Below are 16,021 nucleotides of genomic sequence, written 5' to 3'. Positions count from 1 at the left end.
AGACTGAAGTGGAGCTTCGTCTAAAAATCTAATAATCCAAAAATCTAACGATCTAAAATGCACACAGTCCACCTCTATACCGATGGCGCTGCCAAAGGAAATCCCGGCCCCGGCGGCTACGGCGTAGTGCTGGAGCAGGTGGGTACCGGCTACCGTAAGGAATTTTACGAAGGCTTCCGGCTTACAACCAACAACCGCATGGAATTGCTGGCTGTGATTGTTGGGCTGGAAAAGCTCACCAAGCCAGGCACCAGCGTACTGGTGGTATCCGATTCTAAATATGTGGTAGACTCCGTACAAAAGAACTGGGTGCTCGGCTGGGAAAAGAAAGGCTTTGCCGGAAAAAAGAACCCAGACCTTTGGAAGCGTTACCTGAAGATAGCCCGCCAGCATAAAGTCGACTTTCAATGGGTAAAAGGCCACAACAGCCACCCGCAGAACGAGCGCTGCGACCAATTGGCCGTAATGGCATCAAACCTCCCAAAGTTAAATGTGGATGCTTTTTATGAGGAGGTGGGGCAGAAGATGGATTTTTAGGTTGGATATCCCATGTTAGTTGTACAGAACAGGATTTCTCATGGAAGTTTTCCCATTTGAAGGCTTTCCTGTTTTATGGCAAAATCTTTCAGGAAAATCCCAATTTCCGAATTGATTCCATGTTCTCCAGGCATCTCTAGACATTGGCTGGTTAGGATTGAATGGTATTGATTGGCCAGTCCTTATGCAAAATCCGTAATCGACTTTATTATATGATTGTCTTTGCTCAGTTTTTTGTTTTGGCATTTCATCTTCGTCACGAACTGGCCTCGTCATACTAGCTTCATCAAATTCGTCAGGAAACTCATGTAATCTTCTAGGCTTATATTTCGTGCGGAGAAAGGAATAAAAATGGTCAGTATAATCTAATAGCACATCTGATTTTATAAAGTTCTTCCCGATACTGACAATAAATTTCTTTTCTTGGTATACAGGCCTTTTTATAAACACTACATCATTGTTTTCTGCTATATCTATACAATTATTCCAGGCTACTAAATCCTGATTGCTCCCTAATTGGGTAAGTAATGTTTGTTCAGTAAACATTCCAAATTCAATGTTATTTTTAAAAGAATGGTCATAAAGATTAATCGATGTTACCATTCCTTTCTTTTCATTACCATAATACTTGGCATGCAAATTTGGAACGTATATGATGCTTATGGTTGGGAATTTTTTAAAAAAATCAAAATCATCTTTACTTAGACTACGCTTAACATCATTTTCATTTTTCCCAAACACGATAATTATATGAAGTTTATGATTGTTTAAATGCCTGTCAAAAAGATTTTTAAAATAATCATCTAATTTAATAAACGGCGAAACAATCAATAATGTTTTTTCTGCCTCCCATATAATGTCGTAAATAGCATCTGCCAATTCTTTCCCTGTAATAAACTTGGTCATAAATCTTAAATTAAAACAGGGATAAATTTAAAAAATAGAATGTTAAAATTTTAACATTCTATTTAAAAGCCTAAAAATTTTAAGATATAATCTAAAAGTCCAAGATCTAACAATCCAATCTAAAAATCCCAAGAGAAAGACCCAAAGATAATTGCCGTAAAAACGATAAGCACCACAACTTCGGCAGTAATGTAACGCCCTACAGGCAGCTGCTTTTTACGGCGGGCAAGAAAACGGAATATATTAAGGAGTGTCGGGGGAATAAGTATCAGGGCGAGATAAATGTAAAAGTTGGTATCGCTGAACATAAAGCTCCCCTTCCCGGCACCCCACATTTCCATTGAGAACACCGGATAAAGATGATGCACGATGAATATCCACGCCACTTCGAGCAGCAATATGCCCCATCCGCCCATATAATCGGTTTTCGCTGCAGGTTTCTTCTTCTGTTCGGTTTCTTCCGGGTTTTCCATTTGAACTTAATATTCCCCAAAAATAAGCAAAAAGCTTTGCAAACCAGCGACTTTAAAACTTTTTGACTTTGAAACTTTGCAGCCACTTTCACTTTGCAACTCTGAAACTTATGCCTTATCTTTGCACCTTCAAAATCAAAACCCTTTATGAATAAATTACTGATCGTTGGTACTGTAGCTTATGATGCTATCGAATCGCCTTTTGGCAAAACCGATAAAATTCTCGGCGGTGCCGCTACCTATATAGGCCTTTCGGCTTCGTTTTTTAAAGTGCAGTCGGCTATCGTATCCGTAATAGGTGAAGATTTTGAGCAGGAGCACATCGACCTGCTGAAGAGCAGGAACATAGACCTTACAGGCCTTGAAACTGTAAAGGGCGGCAAGACCTTCTTTTGGAGCGGACGTTACCATAACGACCTGAACTCCCGCGATACGCTTGTAACGGAGCTGAACGTGCTGGCTGATTTCAACCCTATCGTGCCGGAGCATTTCAAGGATGCCGATGTGGTGATGCTGGGCAACCTGCACCCTATTGTACAATCAGGTGTTCTTGACCAGATGACGGTGAAGCCAAAGCTTGTGGTACTGGATACCATGAACTTCTGGATGGACTGCGCGCTGCCGGAATTGCTTGACGTAATGAAGCGCGTGGATGTAATAACGATTAATGACGAAGAAGCACGCCAGCTTTCGGGTGAATACTCGCTGGTGAAGGCTGCTGCTAAGATACACACTATGGGGCCGCAGTATGTGGTGATCAAGAAAGGGGAGCATGGCGCTTTGCTGTTCAACAACAAGCAGGTGTTCTTTGCGCCGGCATTGCCGCTTGAGGATGTATTCGACCCTACCGGTGCCGGAGACACCTTTGCCGGGGGCTTTGCGGGCTATATTGCACAAAGCGAGAATGTTTCGTTTGAAAATATGAAGAATGGCATAATTTATGGTTCCAATATGGCATCCTTCTGTGTGGAGAAATTCGGTACAGAGCGAATGGCATCGCTCCGGAAAGAAGAGGTGCTGGAGCGCCTCCAACAGTTCAGGGCGCTAACGCAGTTTGACATTGCGCTTGAAGAAGAAGAATAAAACTAAGGCCTCATTGCGGGGCTTTTTTTAATTATAAACAACAACGACAACAACACAACAACTATGAGTGACGCTTTGAAACACGAATGCGGCATCGCACTATTAAGGCTGCTGAAGCCTTTGGAATATTACAAAGAAAAATACGGCTCGGCTTTTTACGGTATTCAGAAAATGTACCTGCTTATGGAAAAGCAGCACAACCGTGGCCAGGACGGCGCAGGTTTTGCCAGCATCAAAATGGATGTTAAGCCCGGCCAGCGCTATATCAGCCGTGTGCGCTCCAATCAGCAGCAACCCGTGCAGGATATATTTGCCCAAATAAACGAACGGATCAATGAAGAGCTTACCCTCCACCCGGAATATAATGACAGTGTGGAACTACAGAAAGAGAACATACCCTATATAGGCGAGTTATTCCTGGGCCACCTGCGCTACGGCACCTTCGGGAAGAACAGCATCGAGAGCGTGCACCCGTTCCTGAGGCAGAACAACTGGATGCACCGCAACCTTATCGTGGCGGGCAACTTTAACATGACCAATGTAACGCAGCTGTTCAATAACCTTGTAGAGCTGGGCCAGCACCCGAAAGAGCTTGCCGACACCGTTACGATCATGGAAAACATCGGCCATTTTCTTGACGATGAGGTGTCCGACCTGTACCAGGATTGCAAGAACGAAGGATATACCAAGCAGGAAGCATCAGCAGTGATCTCCGAAAGGCTCAACATTGCCCGCATATTAAAACGCGCTTCAAAACAGTGGGATGGCGGCTATGCTATGGCAGGGCTGCTGGGGCATGGCGACAGCTTTGTTTTCCGCGACCCCGCAGGGATACGCCCGGCTTACTATTACCAGGATGACGAAATTGCCGTGGTCGCTTCTGAAAGGCCCGCGATACAGACCGTATTCAACGTGCCGTTCGAAAAAGTGCACGAGCTCGACCCGGGGCATGCCATTGTTATTAAAAAAAATGGCGGCATCAGCGTACAGGAGATCATTCCTGCCGTGACTAAAAAAGCATGCTCTTTCGAACGTATTTACTTCTCAAGAGGCAGCGATGCCGAAATATATAAAGAACGCAAAGAGCTCGGAAGGCTGGTATTGCCGCAGGTATTGGAAGCTATTAATAACGATACAGATAACACGGTGTTCTCCTACATTCCAAACACGGCAGAAACATCGTTCTACGGAATGGTAGAGGCCGCACAGGATTTCCTGAACCAGCGCAAGAACAATCACATACTCGAAAACAGGCATACCCTTACGGCTGAAACACTGGAAGAGTTGCTGAAAGTTAAGATACGCACTGAAAAGATTGCCATAAAAGATGCCAAGCTGCGCACCTTTATTACTGAAGACAGCAGCCGGGATGACCTCGTAGCTCACGTATATGACGTGACCTATGGCGTTATCAAGCCGGAAGACAACCTGGTGATTATAGACGACTCTATTGTAAGGGGCACTACGCTAAAAAAGAGCATCATTAAGATGATGGACAGACTCAACCCTAAAAGCATCGTGATCGTGTCTTCAGCGCCGCAGATACGTTACCCGGATTGCTACGGCATCGATATGGCAAAGCTGGAAGGGCTTGTCGCTTTCAGGGCGGCGCAGGAACTGCTTATCGAAAGAGGCATGCAGCAGGTAATAGATGAGGTATACCAAAAATCGAAAGCACAGGAAAACCTGCCGGACAGCGAAGTGGTAAATTATGTAAAAGACTTCTATGCGCCATTTAGCGACCAGGAAATATCCGATAAGATAGCAAAGATGCTGAGTTCTGAAGATACAAAGGCTGATGTGAAGATCATCTTCCAGACGGTGGATAACCTGCATATGGCTTGTCCTAAGAATTTGGGCGACTGGTATTTTACAGGGGATTATCCTACACCTGGCGGAAACAGGGTGGTAAACCGTGCCTTTATCAACTTCTATGAAGGGAACGACGCAAGGGCTTATTAAAGCGACTTAACGGCAGGAATGCAGTTTAACGGTTTACTATGCACTTCATCTAAAATAGTTGCAGGAAACAAATAAGAGCTTTATGTTTGCTCCAGAAAATAGCATTAGTAAATTAATTTTACGGTATTTTTGGGGGCAAAGAAAGGGAAAACTAATCGTTTTCCCTTTTTTATTTGAATGAGGTTAATGCAATTTTTTCTGCTAAAGCCAAGACTCTTTTCTTAAGGAAAAGTTAAAAAATAATAGTATGCATGCATTTCATCGAATTTCTTGCGCATTTCGTCTGATTTATTTTGCAGTGCCAATATTCCGTCTTATGTTTGTCTCAGAAAATAGCATTAGTAAATTTAATTTTACGGTATTTTTGGGGGCAAAAAAAGGGAAAACTGATCGTTTTCCCTTTTTTATTTGCACATAGTTGAAGCGAAGCTTCATGCTCTGTGTCCTTAATTAAGCTTTATAATTTCCCTCTTAAGGCTATGTGCCTATGTGGTTAAATATTGACTTTTCAAGTTTTAAATCTTTTCCCTCGTTCCTGTTATTTCCTTTGGAACGTAAAGCCAACATCCCAAAACTGAGTTTTCAATGTGTCGCCACTATAATCGAATACCGGGCTCCTGAAAGAAAAGTCAAAACCTTCTTTTCCTTTGTAGTAGTGGCTTAGGTATCCGTCTTCCAAAGTAACATATGTCTGGCGCACCGCAAAATCCAGTTCCTCGCGCGTTGTATAGTCGCACACCCGCACCAGCCATGTGGACATATAAAATCGTTCGTCATATTTGGAGATAAGCAGCCGCACGCGCGAACCCAAAGCCATGAAGTCGGTCATGTTGTAATTATAGTCGAGCGCGCTGGTTTCGGCTGTTGAGATCCATTCGCCCTCCAGGTCTTCCATACGGATATCGGCCAGCTCATAAAACGAACGCTTTTGCAGGGCGCGCTGCAATAGCTCAAAGTGCTTCTTTACTGCAAGGGGATCCTCAAAATACAGGTTCTCAGCCAAAAACAGATTTACTTTTGCCCTTTCAAATTCCTTTAGCTTTTCGCTGGTACTTACTTTAGCATATATCTCTTCTTTAGACAGTGAATGCCTGGCCAGTATATTGGCAACAATCGCGGAGAACGCATCAATGTTATCGTCATTAAGAAATTTGTCGAGGTTAAAGCTGTCGCCTGCCAGTCCGCCGTAACCTAAATGCTGATCCCAGAAAAAATTGTGGGCAATCTCCTCGTAGGCCTCAGGGAAGGCTTCAATAAATGCCTCCTCTGAAAGGATGTAAAATTTCATCCACGTAATGATGTCTTTAGGTGTAAAATAGGCCTGGTCCTTAAACAGGAGGCATGTTTTCTTTGCCATAATTAAATGTCGGTTTTATAATCCGAAAGTAATTAAAATAAATAGGATTAAATGAAAAAACGGGCACCTTCTGGAGCCCGTCTCATATATAAATTGAAAGATTATTTCTCAGTAGCATAACGTCTTGCCACTTCTTCCCAGTTTATCAGGCTGAAGAAAGCCTCGATATAATCAGGCCTCCTGTTCTGGTAGTTGAGGTAGTAAGCATGTTCCCACACGTCAAGACCAAGTATCGGCGTGCCGCCACAGCCTACTTCCGGCATTAGCGGGTTGTCCTGGTTAGGTGTCGCGCAAATATCAAGCTTGCCGCCTTTCTGTACGCAAAGCCATGCCCATCCGGAACCGAATTGTGTAGCCGCAGCTTTAGCGAATTTAGCTTTGAACTCTTCAAACGAGCCGAAAGCCTTGTCTATAGCTTCTTCAAGTTCGCCTGTAGGCTCGCCTCCGCCTTTTGGCGAAAGTATCGTCCAGAACAGGTTGTGGTTATAATAGCCACCGCCATTATTCCTCACCGGCTTGTTGGACATGTCAAGGTTGATAAGGATATTCTCTATGGTTTTGCCTTCCAGGTCGGTGCCGGCAATAGCTGCATTAAGGTTGGTTGTATAAGCGTTGTGGTGCTTGGTATGGTGAATTTCCATGGTGCGGGCATCAATGTGCGGCTCCAGGGCATCATAGGCGTAAGGAAGTTTTGGTAATTCAAATGCCATAATACAGGTATATTTAAAAGATTAGTACTAATTTTAAATCCAAATTTACAGATTTATAGCTTCACATAAACTAAGAATTTGTGATAATTTAGTTTCCCGGATTATAAACCCTTCATTTTAAGTGGCAAAAACTGCATTTTCTATATATAACGCTTCTGCCGGTTCGGGCAAAACCTATATGCTGGTAAAGGAATACCTGAGCATATTGCTGCAGGCTCCTACTGATGATGCCTACCGCAGGATACTTGCCATAACGTTTACCAACAAAGCGGTCGAGGAAATGAAGGGGCGCATCATCCTGAATCTTTCCGATTTTGCGAAAGACGAGCCCGGCGAAAGGGCCGAAGCGCTGATGAAGGAACTTTCCAAAGAGACGGGGCTTTCGCTTGCTACCATAAAAGACAAGGCACGCGCCATCATTAAGAATATCATCCATAACTACGCCTCGTTTGATATTTCTACCATCGACAGGTTTACCCATAAAGTGATACGGGCTTTTGCGCACGACCTGAATTTATCGCTGACTTTTGATGTGTCGCTCGAAACCGACATCCTCCTTCGGGAAGCCGTAGATGCCATTATATCCAAAGCGGGGGAGAATGAGGTACTGACGCAGCTGCTGGTCGATTTTTCACTTGATAAGACCGACAACGACAAAAGCTGGGATGTGACCCATGAGCTTTTTGAAACGGGAAGGCTGCTCATTGATGAGAACAACCGAAACGAACTGCACCAGTTTAAAGATAAATCTATTGAGGAATTTCTTTTCATCAGGGAAAAGCTGAAGGAAACCATTACGGTGCTGGAAAAAGAATGCAGGGAGTTGGGGGAAAAAATGGCCGGGATGTTGGAAAGCAGCGGTATCGACCCTGCATCATTTTCGCGCGGCACTTTCCCGAACCACATTAATTATATAAAAGAAGGCACGCTCAACAGCACCCACAAAAAATACTACGCCGTTGAAGATGTCCAGATAAATAAAACGGCTAAAGATCGCGGGCTTATAGATGCACTATTGCCCGATTTGCTGTCGCTGCTCGAAAAGTCGTATAAGAATTACGAGAAGCGCAATTTCTACAATGCATTCCTGAAGAATATTACGCCGCTGTCACTGCTCAATTCCATTGGGCAGGAACTGGAGCGCATCCAGAAGGAGCAGAACGTGCTTTCGATATCCGAGTTCAATGCTATTATCCATAAGGAAATACAAAACCAGCCGGCCCCGTTTATTTACGAAAGGCTGGGGGAGCGGTACCGCCACTTTTTTATCGATGAGTTTCAGGATACCTCGCAAATGCAGTGGCACAACCTTATTCCGCTTATCGATAATTCCCTTGCATCCGAAGACCTGCAGGGCATAAAAGGCTCGCTGATGATCGTGGGCGATCCCAAGCAGTCCATTTACCGCTGGCGGGGCGGGAAGGCCGAACAGTTCATTGAGCTGGGTAAAGGCCATAACCCGTTTTCCAACCCGGACTATGCCCGCATCGAATTAGGTAACAATTACAGGAGCTTCAGCGAGGTCATCGATTTTAATAACGATTTCTTTTCATTCCTTTCAGGCGAATTCGAAAATGAGGATTACAAAGCCATGTATGCCGGCAGCACGCAGGGTTACAACACCAAAAAAGGCGGCTATGTGAATATTTCGTTCCTGCCTAAGATACAGCAGGACCCGGAAGAAGAGATCGATAAAAACGAATTGTACCTGAAGGCAACGCTGGCAACCATAGAAAAACTACGCACCCGTGGCTTTCAGTACAAGGACATTGTATTACTAACGCGAAGGAGGCAGCCGGGTATTTTGCTGGCCAATTACCTGACCGAAAACGCGGTGCCCATACTTTCATCCGAAACATTGCTGATAGAGAATGCTACAGAGGTGAAGCTCATCATCAGCCTGCTGCGCTACCTGAAAAGCAATGCCAATATAGAGGCCAAGGCCTACTTCCTGTATTTTGCCGCGGCCACGCAAAGCCACAGCATGGGTGTGCACGACTTTGTTGCCGAAGGCATGCAGCAGCCCGATGAGGAAACCCTCGAAAACTGGCTGGGCGCGCATGGTATACATATATCCTTCAAAAATTGCAGGAAACGGTCGCTTTATGAAGCCGTGGAAACTATAGTGGATGCCTTCATTAAAGAAAAGAGCAACCAGAGTTATGTGCAATACTTTCTCGACCTGGTTTTGGAAAGGGATATCCGTACGCAATCGGGCATTTCAGATTTTTTGGAATACTGGGATAATAACGGTTCCAAATTCAGCATACCATCGCCGGAAGGCAACGATGCCGTACGCATCATGACGATTCACAAATCCAAAGGGCTGGAATTCCCGGTGGTCATTTTCCCCTTTGCCGAAGAAGACTATGCCCGTGCCCGCCGTGACAAGCTCTGGCTGGAACTGGATGACGATACATTCGAATTCCAGAAAGCGCTAATAGACAGCAGCAGGGCCGTAGCCGAATATGGTGAAAAGGCCGCCGAGATGTACCTGGTAAAATCGCAGGAAGAACTGCTGGACAATATCAATATATTATATGTAGCGCTTACCCGTGCCGAAGAGCAGCTGTTCATTATATCCAATAGGAACTTTACCTCAAGGGGCGAGCTAACCAATAACATGTCCTCTTATTTTATAAAATACCTTATAGATAAGGGCGTGTTCGATAACCGTATTGCGGAATATAGTTTCGGGAGCCCTGAGAAATTATCAAAAGAGGAAGACTATGTCGAACCACAGCAGACGATAAAAGTGGTTCGGGAACGCTTTAACCCCCGCGCTGTAAAGATCGCGCAGCGCGAATCACTCATGTGGGGCACTACGCAGCTGATGGCAATTGAGTTTGGTAACGTAATGCACGAAATATTATCCTTTGTGAAAACAGGGAACGATATCCCCCTTGCTGTCATGAAAGCAGTCGAAGAAGGCCTGATCGTGCATTCGCAGTCGGAAGATGTGGCAACCATGCTAAGGGAAGTCATCTACCACCCCGAACTCGCAGACTTCTTTGCAGACGGCATGGAGATATTCAGCGAACAGAGCATCATCAGCAAAGGCACCTCCACCATAAAACCCGACAGGGTAGCGGTACGCGATGGCAAAGCATGGCTGCTGGATTATAAAACGGGGGTACACATGCCGAAATATGAAAGGCAGTTGGCCGATTACCAAAGATCACTTGAAGCAATGGGACTCGAAGTGGTTAAGAAAGCGCTTGTATATATAGGTGAAGGAATTTCAATAATAGAAGTTTCATAGCAAAAAGTAATTGATAAATTTGCATAAAACGCAAGGTCGGCACGTCTCGCTCCCCTCTCCTTGGGAGAGGGGTCGGGGGAGAGGATTAAGCGGCATTGGGTAAAGTTAGTTGCTCCATATGTAACGCACAGAGAATAACAAACAAACTAAACAACATAAAATGTACGGAAAAATTAAACAACATCTCTCCGAAGAACTTGAATCCATCAAAGAGAACGGCCTTTACAAAAAAGAAAGGATAATCGCTTCGCCTCAGGGTGCGGAGATAACACTCGACAGCGGGCAGACCGTCCTTAACTTCTGCGCCAATAACTACCTGGGGCTGTCATCGCACCCGGAAGTGATACAGGCAGCTAAAGACGCGATGGATACCCACGGTTTCGGGATGTCGTCGGTGCGCTTCATTTGTGGCACTCAGGATATCCACAAAAACCTTGAGAAAGCCATTGCCGATTTCTATGGAACCGAAGATACTATATTATATGCCGCGGCTTTTGATGCCAATGGCGGTGTGTTCGAACCTTTGCTGGGCGAAGAGGATGCCATTATCTCAGACAGCCTTAACCATGCCTCAATCATCGATGGTGTGCGTTTGTGCAAGGCGGCGCGTTACCGTTATGAGAACAGCAACATGCAGGAGCTGGAAGAGCAGCTGATAAAAGCCAATGAGGAAGGCAGGCGCTTTAAGATCATTGTGACCGATGGGGTGTTCTCTATGGACGGGCTGGTGGCCCCGTTGGACAAAATATGCGACCTTGCCGATAAATATGATGCCATGGTAATGGTAGACGAATGCCATGCGGCAGGCTTCATAGGTGCTACAGGAAAAGGTACGCTGGAGGCGAAAGGCGTAATGGGCCGTGTAGATATCATTACCGGTACGCTGGGCAAAGCGCTGGGCGGCGCAATGGGCGGTTATACTACAGGCAAAAAAGAAATCATCGAAATATTGAGGCAGCGCTCGCGCCCGTATCTGTTCTCCAACTCCCTTGCCCCGGCTATCGTGGGTGCATCTATAAAGGTGTTCGAACTGCTTAAGAAAGATACTTCGTTACGGGACAAGCTGGAATGGAATACCAATTACTTTAAGGAAGGTATGAAAAAAGCAGGCTTCGATATTATCGACGGCGATTCGGCTATTGTACCGGTAATGCTGTATGATGCCAAGCTATCCCAAACCATGGCTGATGAGCTATTGAAGAAAGGGATTTACGTAATAGGATTTTTCTTTCCTGTGGTGCCAAAAGGAAAAGCAAGGATAAGGGTACAGCTGTCAGCTGCTCATACTCAGGAACATCTGGATAAAGCCATTACGGCCTTTACCGAAGTTGGCAAAGCTTTAACAGTGATTTAACTACAATTTAGGCGTATTAGTAAGATAATTATTAATAAAAGGTTTTGCTGTTATACTTTAACACAGTAAATTTGTCCTATATAACCTTTCGTAATTAAAACAAAAAAAGTATGAGACATCTTAACAAACTATTCTTAGCTGCTCTGTTGGCTTTGGGTCTGAACGCCCAGGCGCAGGACGAAGACAACCCTTGGGCTATCCAATTTGGTGTCAATGCAGTAAGCACACGTTTCGGTGCTGCTTCAAAATTTGAAGACCAATTTAGCCACTATTTCAAATTTAAGGAAAGCTGGAACATTCTTCCATCTATATCGTACATTAATGTGTCAAGGCACGTAGGCGATGGCTTTTCAATCGGCCTTACCGGTTCGGTAAACAAAATCGACAAACTGGTTACACGTACTCCGGGAACTCAGGATTACATGACAACCAATCCGGGCGACCTTACTTACTACGGCCTTGATGGTATGATCAAATATGGCTTTTTGAACAAAAGCTGGTTCAACCCGTACGTTCACTTAGGTGGAGGTTACACATGGCTTGACAGCAAAGGTAACGGTACTGTAAACGGTGGTGTTGGTATCAACTTCTGGTTTACAGAAAATGTTGCACTTACAGTACAGTCTACTTACAAGCATACATTTGAAGATCAGGCAGAAGCTAACGTACCAAGGCACATACAGCACTTTGCAGGTCTTACTTTCAAATTTGGAGGTAAAGATACTGACGGTGACGGTATATATGACAAAGACGACCAGTGCCCTACAGAAGCAGGCCCGAAAGAATTCATGGGATGTCCTGACCGCGATGGTGACGGTATTCCTGACAAAGACGACCAGTGTCCTGACGAAGTGGGTGTAGCTGAGTTCCAGGGATGTCCTGATACAGATGGTGACGGCATACCTAACAAAGACGACTCTTGTCCGGATGTTGCAGGCCCTAAAGAATTCAACGGATGTCCTGATACAGACGGTGACGGCCTTGCTGATAAAGATGACAAATGTCCTGAAGTTGCAGGTCCAAAAGAAAACATGGGATGCCCATGGCCGGATACAGATGGCGACGGTGTACTTGACAAAGACGATCTTTGCCCTAACGTAAAAGGTACTTCTGCAAACCGTGGATGTCCTGAAGTTACTGAAGAAGTGATCAAACGTCTTAACGAGTTTGCAAGGACAATTCTTTTCAACAGCGGTAAAGCTACATTTAAAGAAGAAACTATGCCGGTACTGAACTCTATGCTTGCGATCTTCAAAGAATACCCACAAGCTAAATTCAGCATCGAAGGCCACACTGATAGCGATGGTAGCAACGCGCTTAACCAGACACTATCTGAAAACAGGGCTGCTGCTGTTAAGAACTTCCTGATCCAGGGCGGTGTAGCTGCTGACAGGCTAATGTCTACAGGTTTCGGTGAAACTAAACCGATCGCTACCAACAAAACTGCTGCCGGTAAAGCACAGAACAGAAGGGTTGAGATCAAGCTTATCAAAGAATAAGTTTATATAACCAAAATAATTGAAAGGCGTCCCGATTGTATCGGGACGTTTTTTTATTTTTATACCATGGCAGATGTAACTTTCCTCGACAGGCTCAGCAGTGAATTAGTAGGCAAATATGGAAGTGCGCTATCCGGGATCATCATTGTGCTGCCCAACAAGCGCGCTAAGGTATTTTTGATAGAAGCGCTGAAAAAACAGCTGGATGCTACAGTATTCGCGCCGGAAATCATCAGTATCGAGGATTTCATACAGGATGTTGCCGGCATACGATCAATGGATGCTATTGAGCTGTTGTTTGAGTTTTATACCATTTACCTGGAACTTACGCCAAAAGATAAGCAGCAGCCTTTTGAAACCTTTGCGAACTGGGGCAAGACCCTGCTCCAGGATTTTAATGAGATAGACCGTTACCTGCTCGACCCAAGGCATGTGCTTACCTACCTTGAAAACATCCAGGAAATTGAGCACTGGGCCGTAGATGTGGAAAAGCGGACGACAATGATTGGGAATTACCTCGAATTCTGGAAGCTCCTGCCGTTGTATTATAACACGCTCTATACTCACCTGCTCACTAAAGGTGCCGGGTACCAGGGACTCATTTACCGTGAGGCTGTCAATAATATCAACCATTTTTCGAACGCTTTTAAAAAAGAGCAGCTCATCTTTGCAGGTTTCAATGCCCTTAATGCCGCCGAGGAAAAAATCATACAGCACCTGCTGTCAGTAGGGCAGGCGCGGATTTATTGGGACATCGACCAGGCTTTCCTGAACGACCCTTACCATGACTCAGGCCTGTTCATACGCCGGTTCAAAAAAGAATGGAGGCAGTATACCACACAGCCGTTTGAATGGATTGTAGATGAATTCAGCCTGCAAAAGAACATAAAGATCATCGGTACGCCAAAAACGGTGGGGCAGGCCAAAATAGCAGGCGAGATTGTGGAGCAGATCCGGAAAGAAGGGCAGAGCCTTGACAGGACTGCTTTGGTCTTAGGCGAGGAAAACCTGCTCATCCCGATACTTTACAGCCTTCCGGCAAGCGTGGGCAGCCTGAATATTACCATGGGCTACAGCAGCCGCAACAACCCCGCACAGATACTGGTACAAAAGCTGTTTAAGCTGCATACCAATGCCATAGGCCGCAGCGAAAAGAACTATACGCTGTACTACCGTGAAGTGCTGGACATACTGACGCATCCTTTGGTAGAGCCGTATGCTGGCGCAGCCTATTTAGTTGAAGTCATCAACCGGAATAACTTTACCTTCTTTTCTCTAAGCAAATTGTTCCAGATACAGGGCAAAGCTTCGCCATTTTTCAGGCTCCTGTTTGAACGATGGGAAAATAATGCGGGGCAGATACTTGCAAGACTGTCGGAAATATTGCTGTCGCTTAAATCCTTTCTCAGCACCGATGACGAGGAAGACAAGATCACCAAGGCTTTTTTGTATTCTATATTTAAGGTAATCAATAAGCTCATCAATTATTACGAAGTGCATCCGCAAATGGACAACATCACGGTGCTCCATGCCATCTACAAACAGGTAATCGAACTGGCCGAGGTATCGTTTGAAGGCGAACCCCTGTCCGGCCTGCAGATCATGGGTGTACTGGAAAGCCGCGTATTGGATTTTGAGAATGTGATCATCACCTCTATGAACGAAGGTAAATTCCCCGCAGGGAAAAGCCAAAACTCGTTTATTCCTTATGATGTAAAAAGAGAACTCGGGCTACCTACCTACAAAGAAAAGGATGCCATATACAGCTACCACTTTTACCACCTGCTGCTTCGGGCAAAGAATGTGTACCTGCTCTATAATACCGAAAGCGAAGGCCTTGATGCCGGTGAACGCAGCCGTTTCCTTACCCAGCTCGAAATAGAAAAGAAGCCTGCACACAACCTGGAGAGCGGTATCTACAATGCCTACCTTCCTGACAAAGCCTACGAACCCATGACGGTTCCCAAAACCGAAAAGGTAATAGACAGGCTTAAGGAGATCGCGACAGTAAAAGGTTTTTCGCCATCGGCATTAACGGGTTACATCCGCAACCCGATACAATTTTATTACCAAAGGGTACTGCGCATCCGCGAAGCCGAAGAGGTAGAGGAAAGCATCGCACTAAACACATTGGGTACTATTATCCACGGGGCGTTGGAAAACCTGTACATGCCTTATATAGGTAAATTTCTTGCCACACACGATGTGGACAACATGACAGCCCTTGTAGATGATGAGGTGATGCGGCAGTTTGTACTGGTGTACAAAGAAGGCGAAATACGCAAAGGCCGGAACCTTCTGGCTTTTGAGGTGGCCAAACGCAACGTGCATAACTTCCTGAAACAGGAAAAGCAGGGCCTTTCGGCAGGCGATGCGGTAAAGATTCGTGCATTAGAGCAGCGTTATGAGCGCTGGCTTGAAGACGACAGGCTTCCCTATCCGGTACTGATATCAGGAAACATAGACCGTATCGAAGAGCGCAACGGCAGGCTTCGTATTGTGGATTATAAAACCGGTAAAGTAGAAAAACGCGACCTTACCCTTAAAGCCTGGGAAGGCCTTTCTGGCGATATAAAGAACGAAAAGATCATTCAGCTGCTCACGTATGTTTTTATGTACGAACAGCAGGCAGGCGGCCTTGAAACTGAAGCGGGCATCATATCGTTCAAGAATATGAAAAACGGGTTTATGAGTTTTTCGTTCAAAGACAGCTACGATAAGTCTATTTCAAAAGACATTGTAGACAGCGAACTTTTAGAGGAATTCAAAACACAGCTTATTATCCTTATCAATGAGATATTGGATAAGGAATTGCCGTTTGTAGAGAAAATTTAGTTTTACTCTGTGTCATTCTGAGCGCAGCGCAGCGAAGTCGAAG

General features: G+C 45.1%; 11 protein-coding genes. 7 read left to right on the top strand and 4 right to left on the bottom strand.

All coding sequences use genetic code 11. The features are described from left to right. Positions 1–57 precede the first annotated feature (57 nt). A complete protein-coding gene (rnhA, locus tag HYN59_RS03705) occupies positions 58–537 on the top strand; it encodes a ribonuclease HI (RefSeq protein ID WP_108776982.1) in 480 nt (159 codons plus the stop codon). 15 nt (positions 538–552) lie between these two features. Here the strand turns inward: rnhA and HYN59_RS03700 are convergent, their stop codons facing one another. Together HYN59_RS03700 and HYN59_RS03695 are read right to left on the bottom strand one after the other, a co-directional pair. Beyond that, positions 553–1,443: a phospholipase D-like domain-containing protein gene (locus tag HYN59_RS03700; protein WP_108776981.1), complete on the bottom strand. Its 891-nt coding sequence runs from the start codon at positions 1,441–1,443 to the stop codon at positions 553–555. 119 nt (positions 1,444–1,562) lie between these two features. Then, on the bottom strand, positions 1,563–1,916 hold the full coding sequence (locus HYN59_RS03695; protein ID WP_108776980.1) for a hypothetical protein: 354 nt from the start codon (positions 1,914–1,916) through the stop codon (positions 1,563–1,565). Positions 1,917–2,063: 147 nt separating this feature from the next. Here HYN59_RS03695 and HYN59_RS03690 point away from each other — a divergent pair, with 147 nt between their 5' ends. Together HYN59_RS03690 and HYN59_RS03685 are read left to right on the top strand one after the other, a co-directional pair. Beyond that, a complete protein-coding gene (locus HYN59_RS03690; RefSeq protein ID WP_108776979.1) occupies positions 2,064–2,999 on the top strand; it encodes a PfkB family carbohydrate kinase in 936 nt (311 codons plus the stop codon). A gap of 63 nt (positions 3,000–3,062) precedes the next feature. Continuing rightward, positions 3,063–4,961, top strand: a complete 1,899-nt coding sequence (locus HYN59_RS03685; protein ID WP_108776978.1) for an amidophosphoribosyltransferase — start codon at positions 3,063–3,065, stop codon at positions 4,959–4,961. 538 nt (positions 4,962–5,499) lie between these two features. Here HYN59_RS03685 and HYN59_RS03680 read toward each other — a convergent pair. Both HYN59_RS03680 and HYN59_RS03675 read right to left on the bottom strand, forming a co-directional pair. Further along, positions 5,500–6,318: a hypothetical protein gene (locus HYN59_RS03680; protein WP_108776977.1), complete on the bottom strand. Its 819-nt coding sequence runs from the start codon at positions 6,316–6,318 to the stop codon at positions 5,500–5,502. 101 nt (positions 6,319–6,419) lie between these two features. Beyond that, positions 6,420–7,028, bottom strand: a complete 609-nt coding sequence (locus tag HYN59_RS03675; protein ID WP_108776976.1) for a superoxide dismutase — start codon at positions 7,026–7,028, stop codon at positions 6,420–6,422. Between the two features lie 121 nt (positions 7,029–7,149). On the opposite strand from HYN59_RS03675, the gene HYN59_RS03670 reads away from it, so the two are divergent. The 4 genes from HYN59_RS03670 (at position 7,150) to HYN59_RS03655 (ending at position 15,978) form a co-directional block, all read left to right on the top strand. Next, complete coding sequence (locus HYN59_RS03670) at positions 7,150–10,290, top strand: UvrD-helicase domain-containing protein (protein WP_108776975.1); 3,141 nt, start codon at positions 7,150–7,152, stop codon at positions 10,288–10,290. A 160-nt stretch (positions 10,291–10,450) separates the two neighbouring features. Further along, on the top strand, positions 10,451–11,644 hold the full coding sequence (gene kbl, locus HYN59_RS03665) for a glycine C-acetyltransferase (protein ID WP_108776974.1): 1,194 nt from the start codon (positions 10,451–10,453) through the stop codon (positions 11,642–11,644). A 110-nt stretch (positions 11,645–11,754) separates the two neighbouring features. Next, complete coding sequence (locus HYN59_RS03660; RefSeq protein ID WP_108776973.1) at positions 11,755–13,143, top strand: OmpA family protein; 1,389 nt, start codon at positions 11,755–11,757, stop codon at positions 13,141–13,143. 66 nt (positions 13,144–13,209) lie between these two features. Beyond that, complete coding sequence (locus tag HYN59_RS03655; RefSeq protein ID WP_108776972.1) at positions 13,210–15,978, top strand: PD-(D/E)XK nuclease family protein; 2,769 nt, start codon at positions 13,210–13,212, stop codon at positions 15,976–15,978. Positions 15,979–16,021 lie beyond the last annotated feature (43 nt).

The sequence above is a fragment of the Flavobacterium album genome (assembly GCF_003096035.1).
Taxonomy (GTDB): domain Bacteria; phylum Bacteroidota; class Bacteroidia; order Flavobacteriales; family Flavobacteriaceae; genus Flavobacterium; species Flavobacterium album.
The sequence above is the reverse complement of the archived record's forward strand: the minus strand, read 5'-3'. Positions and strand labels throughout refer to the sequence as shown.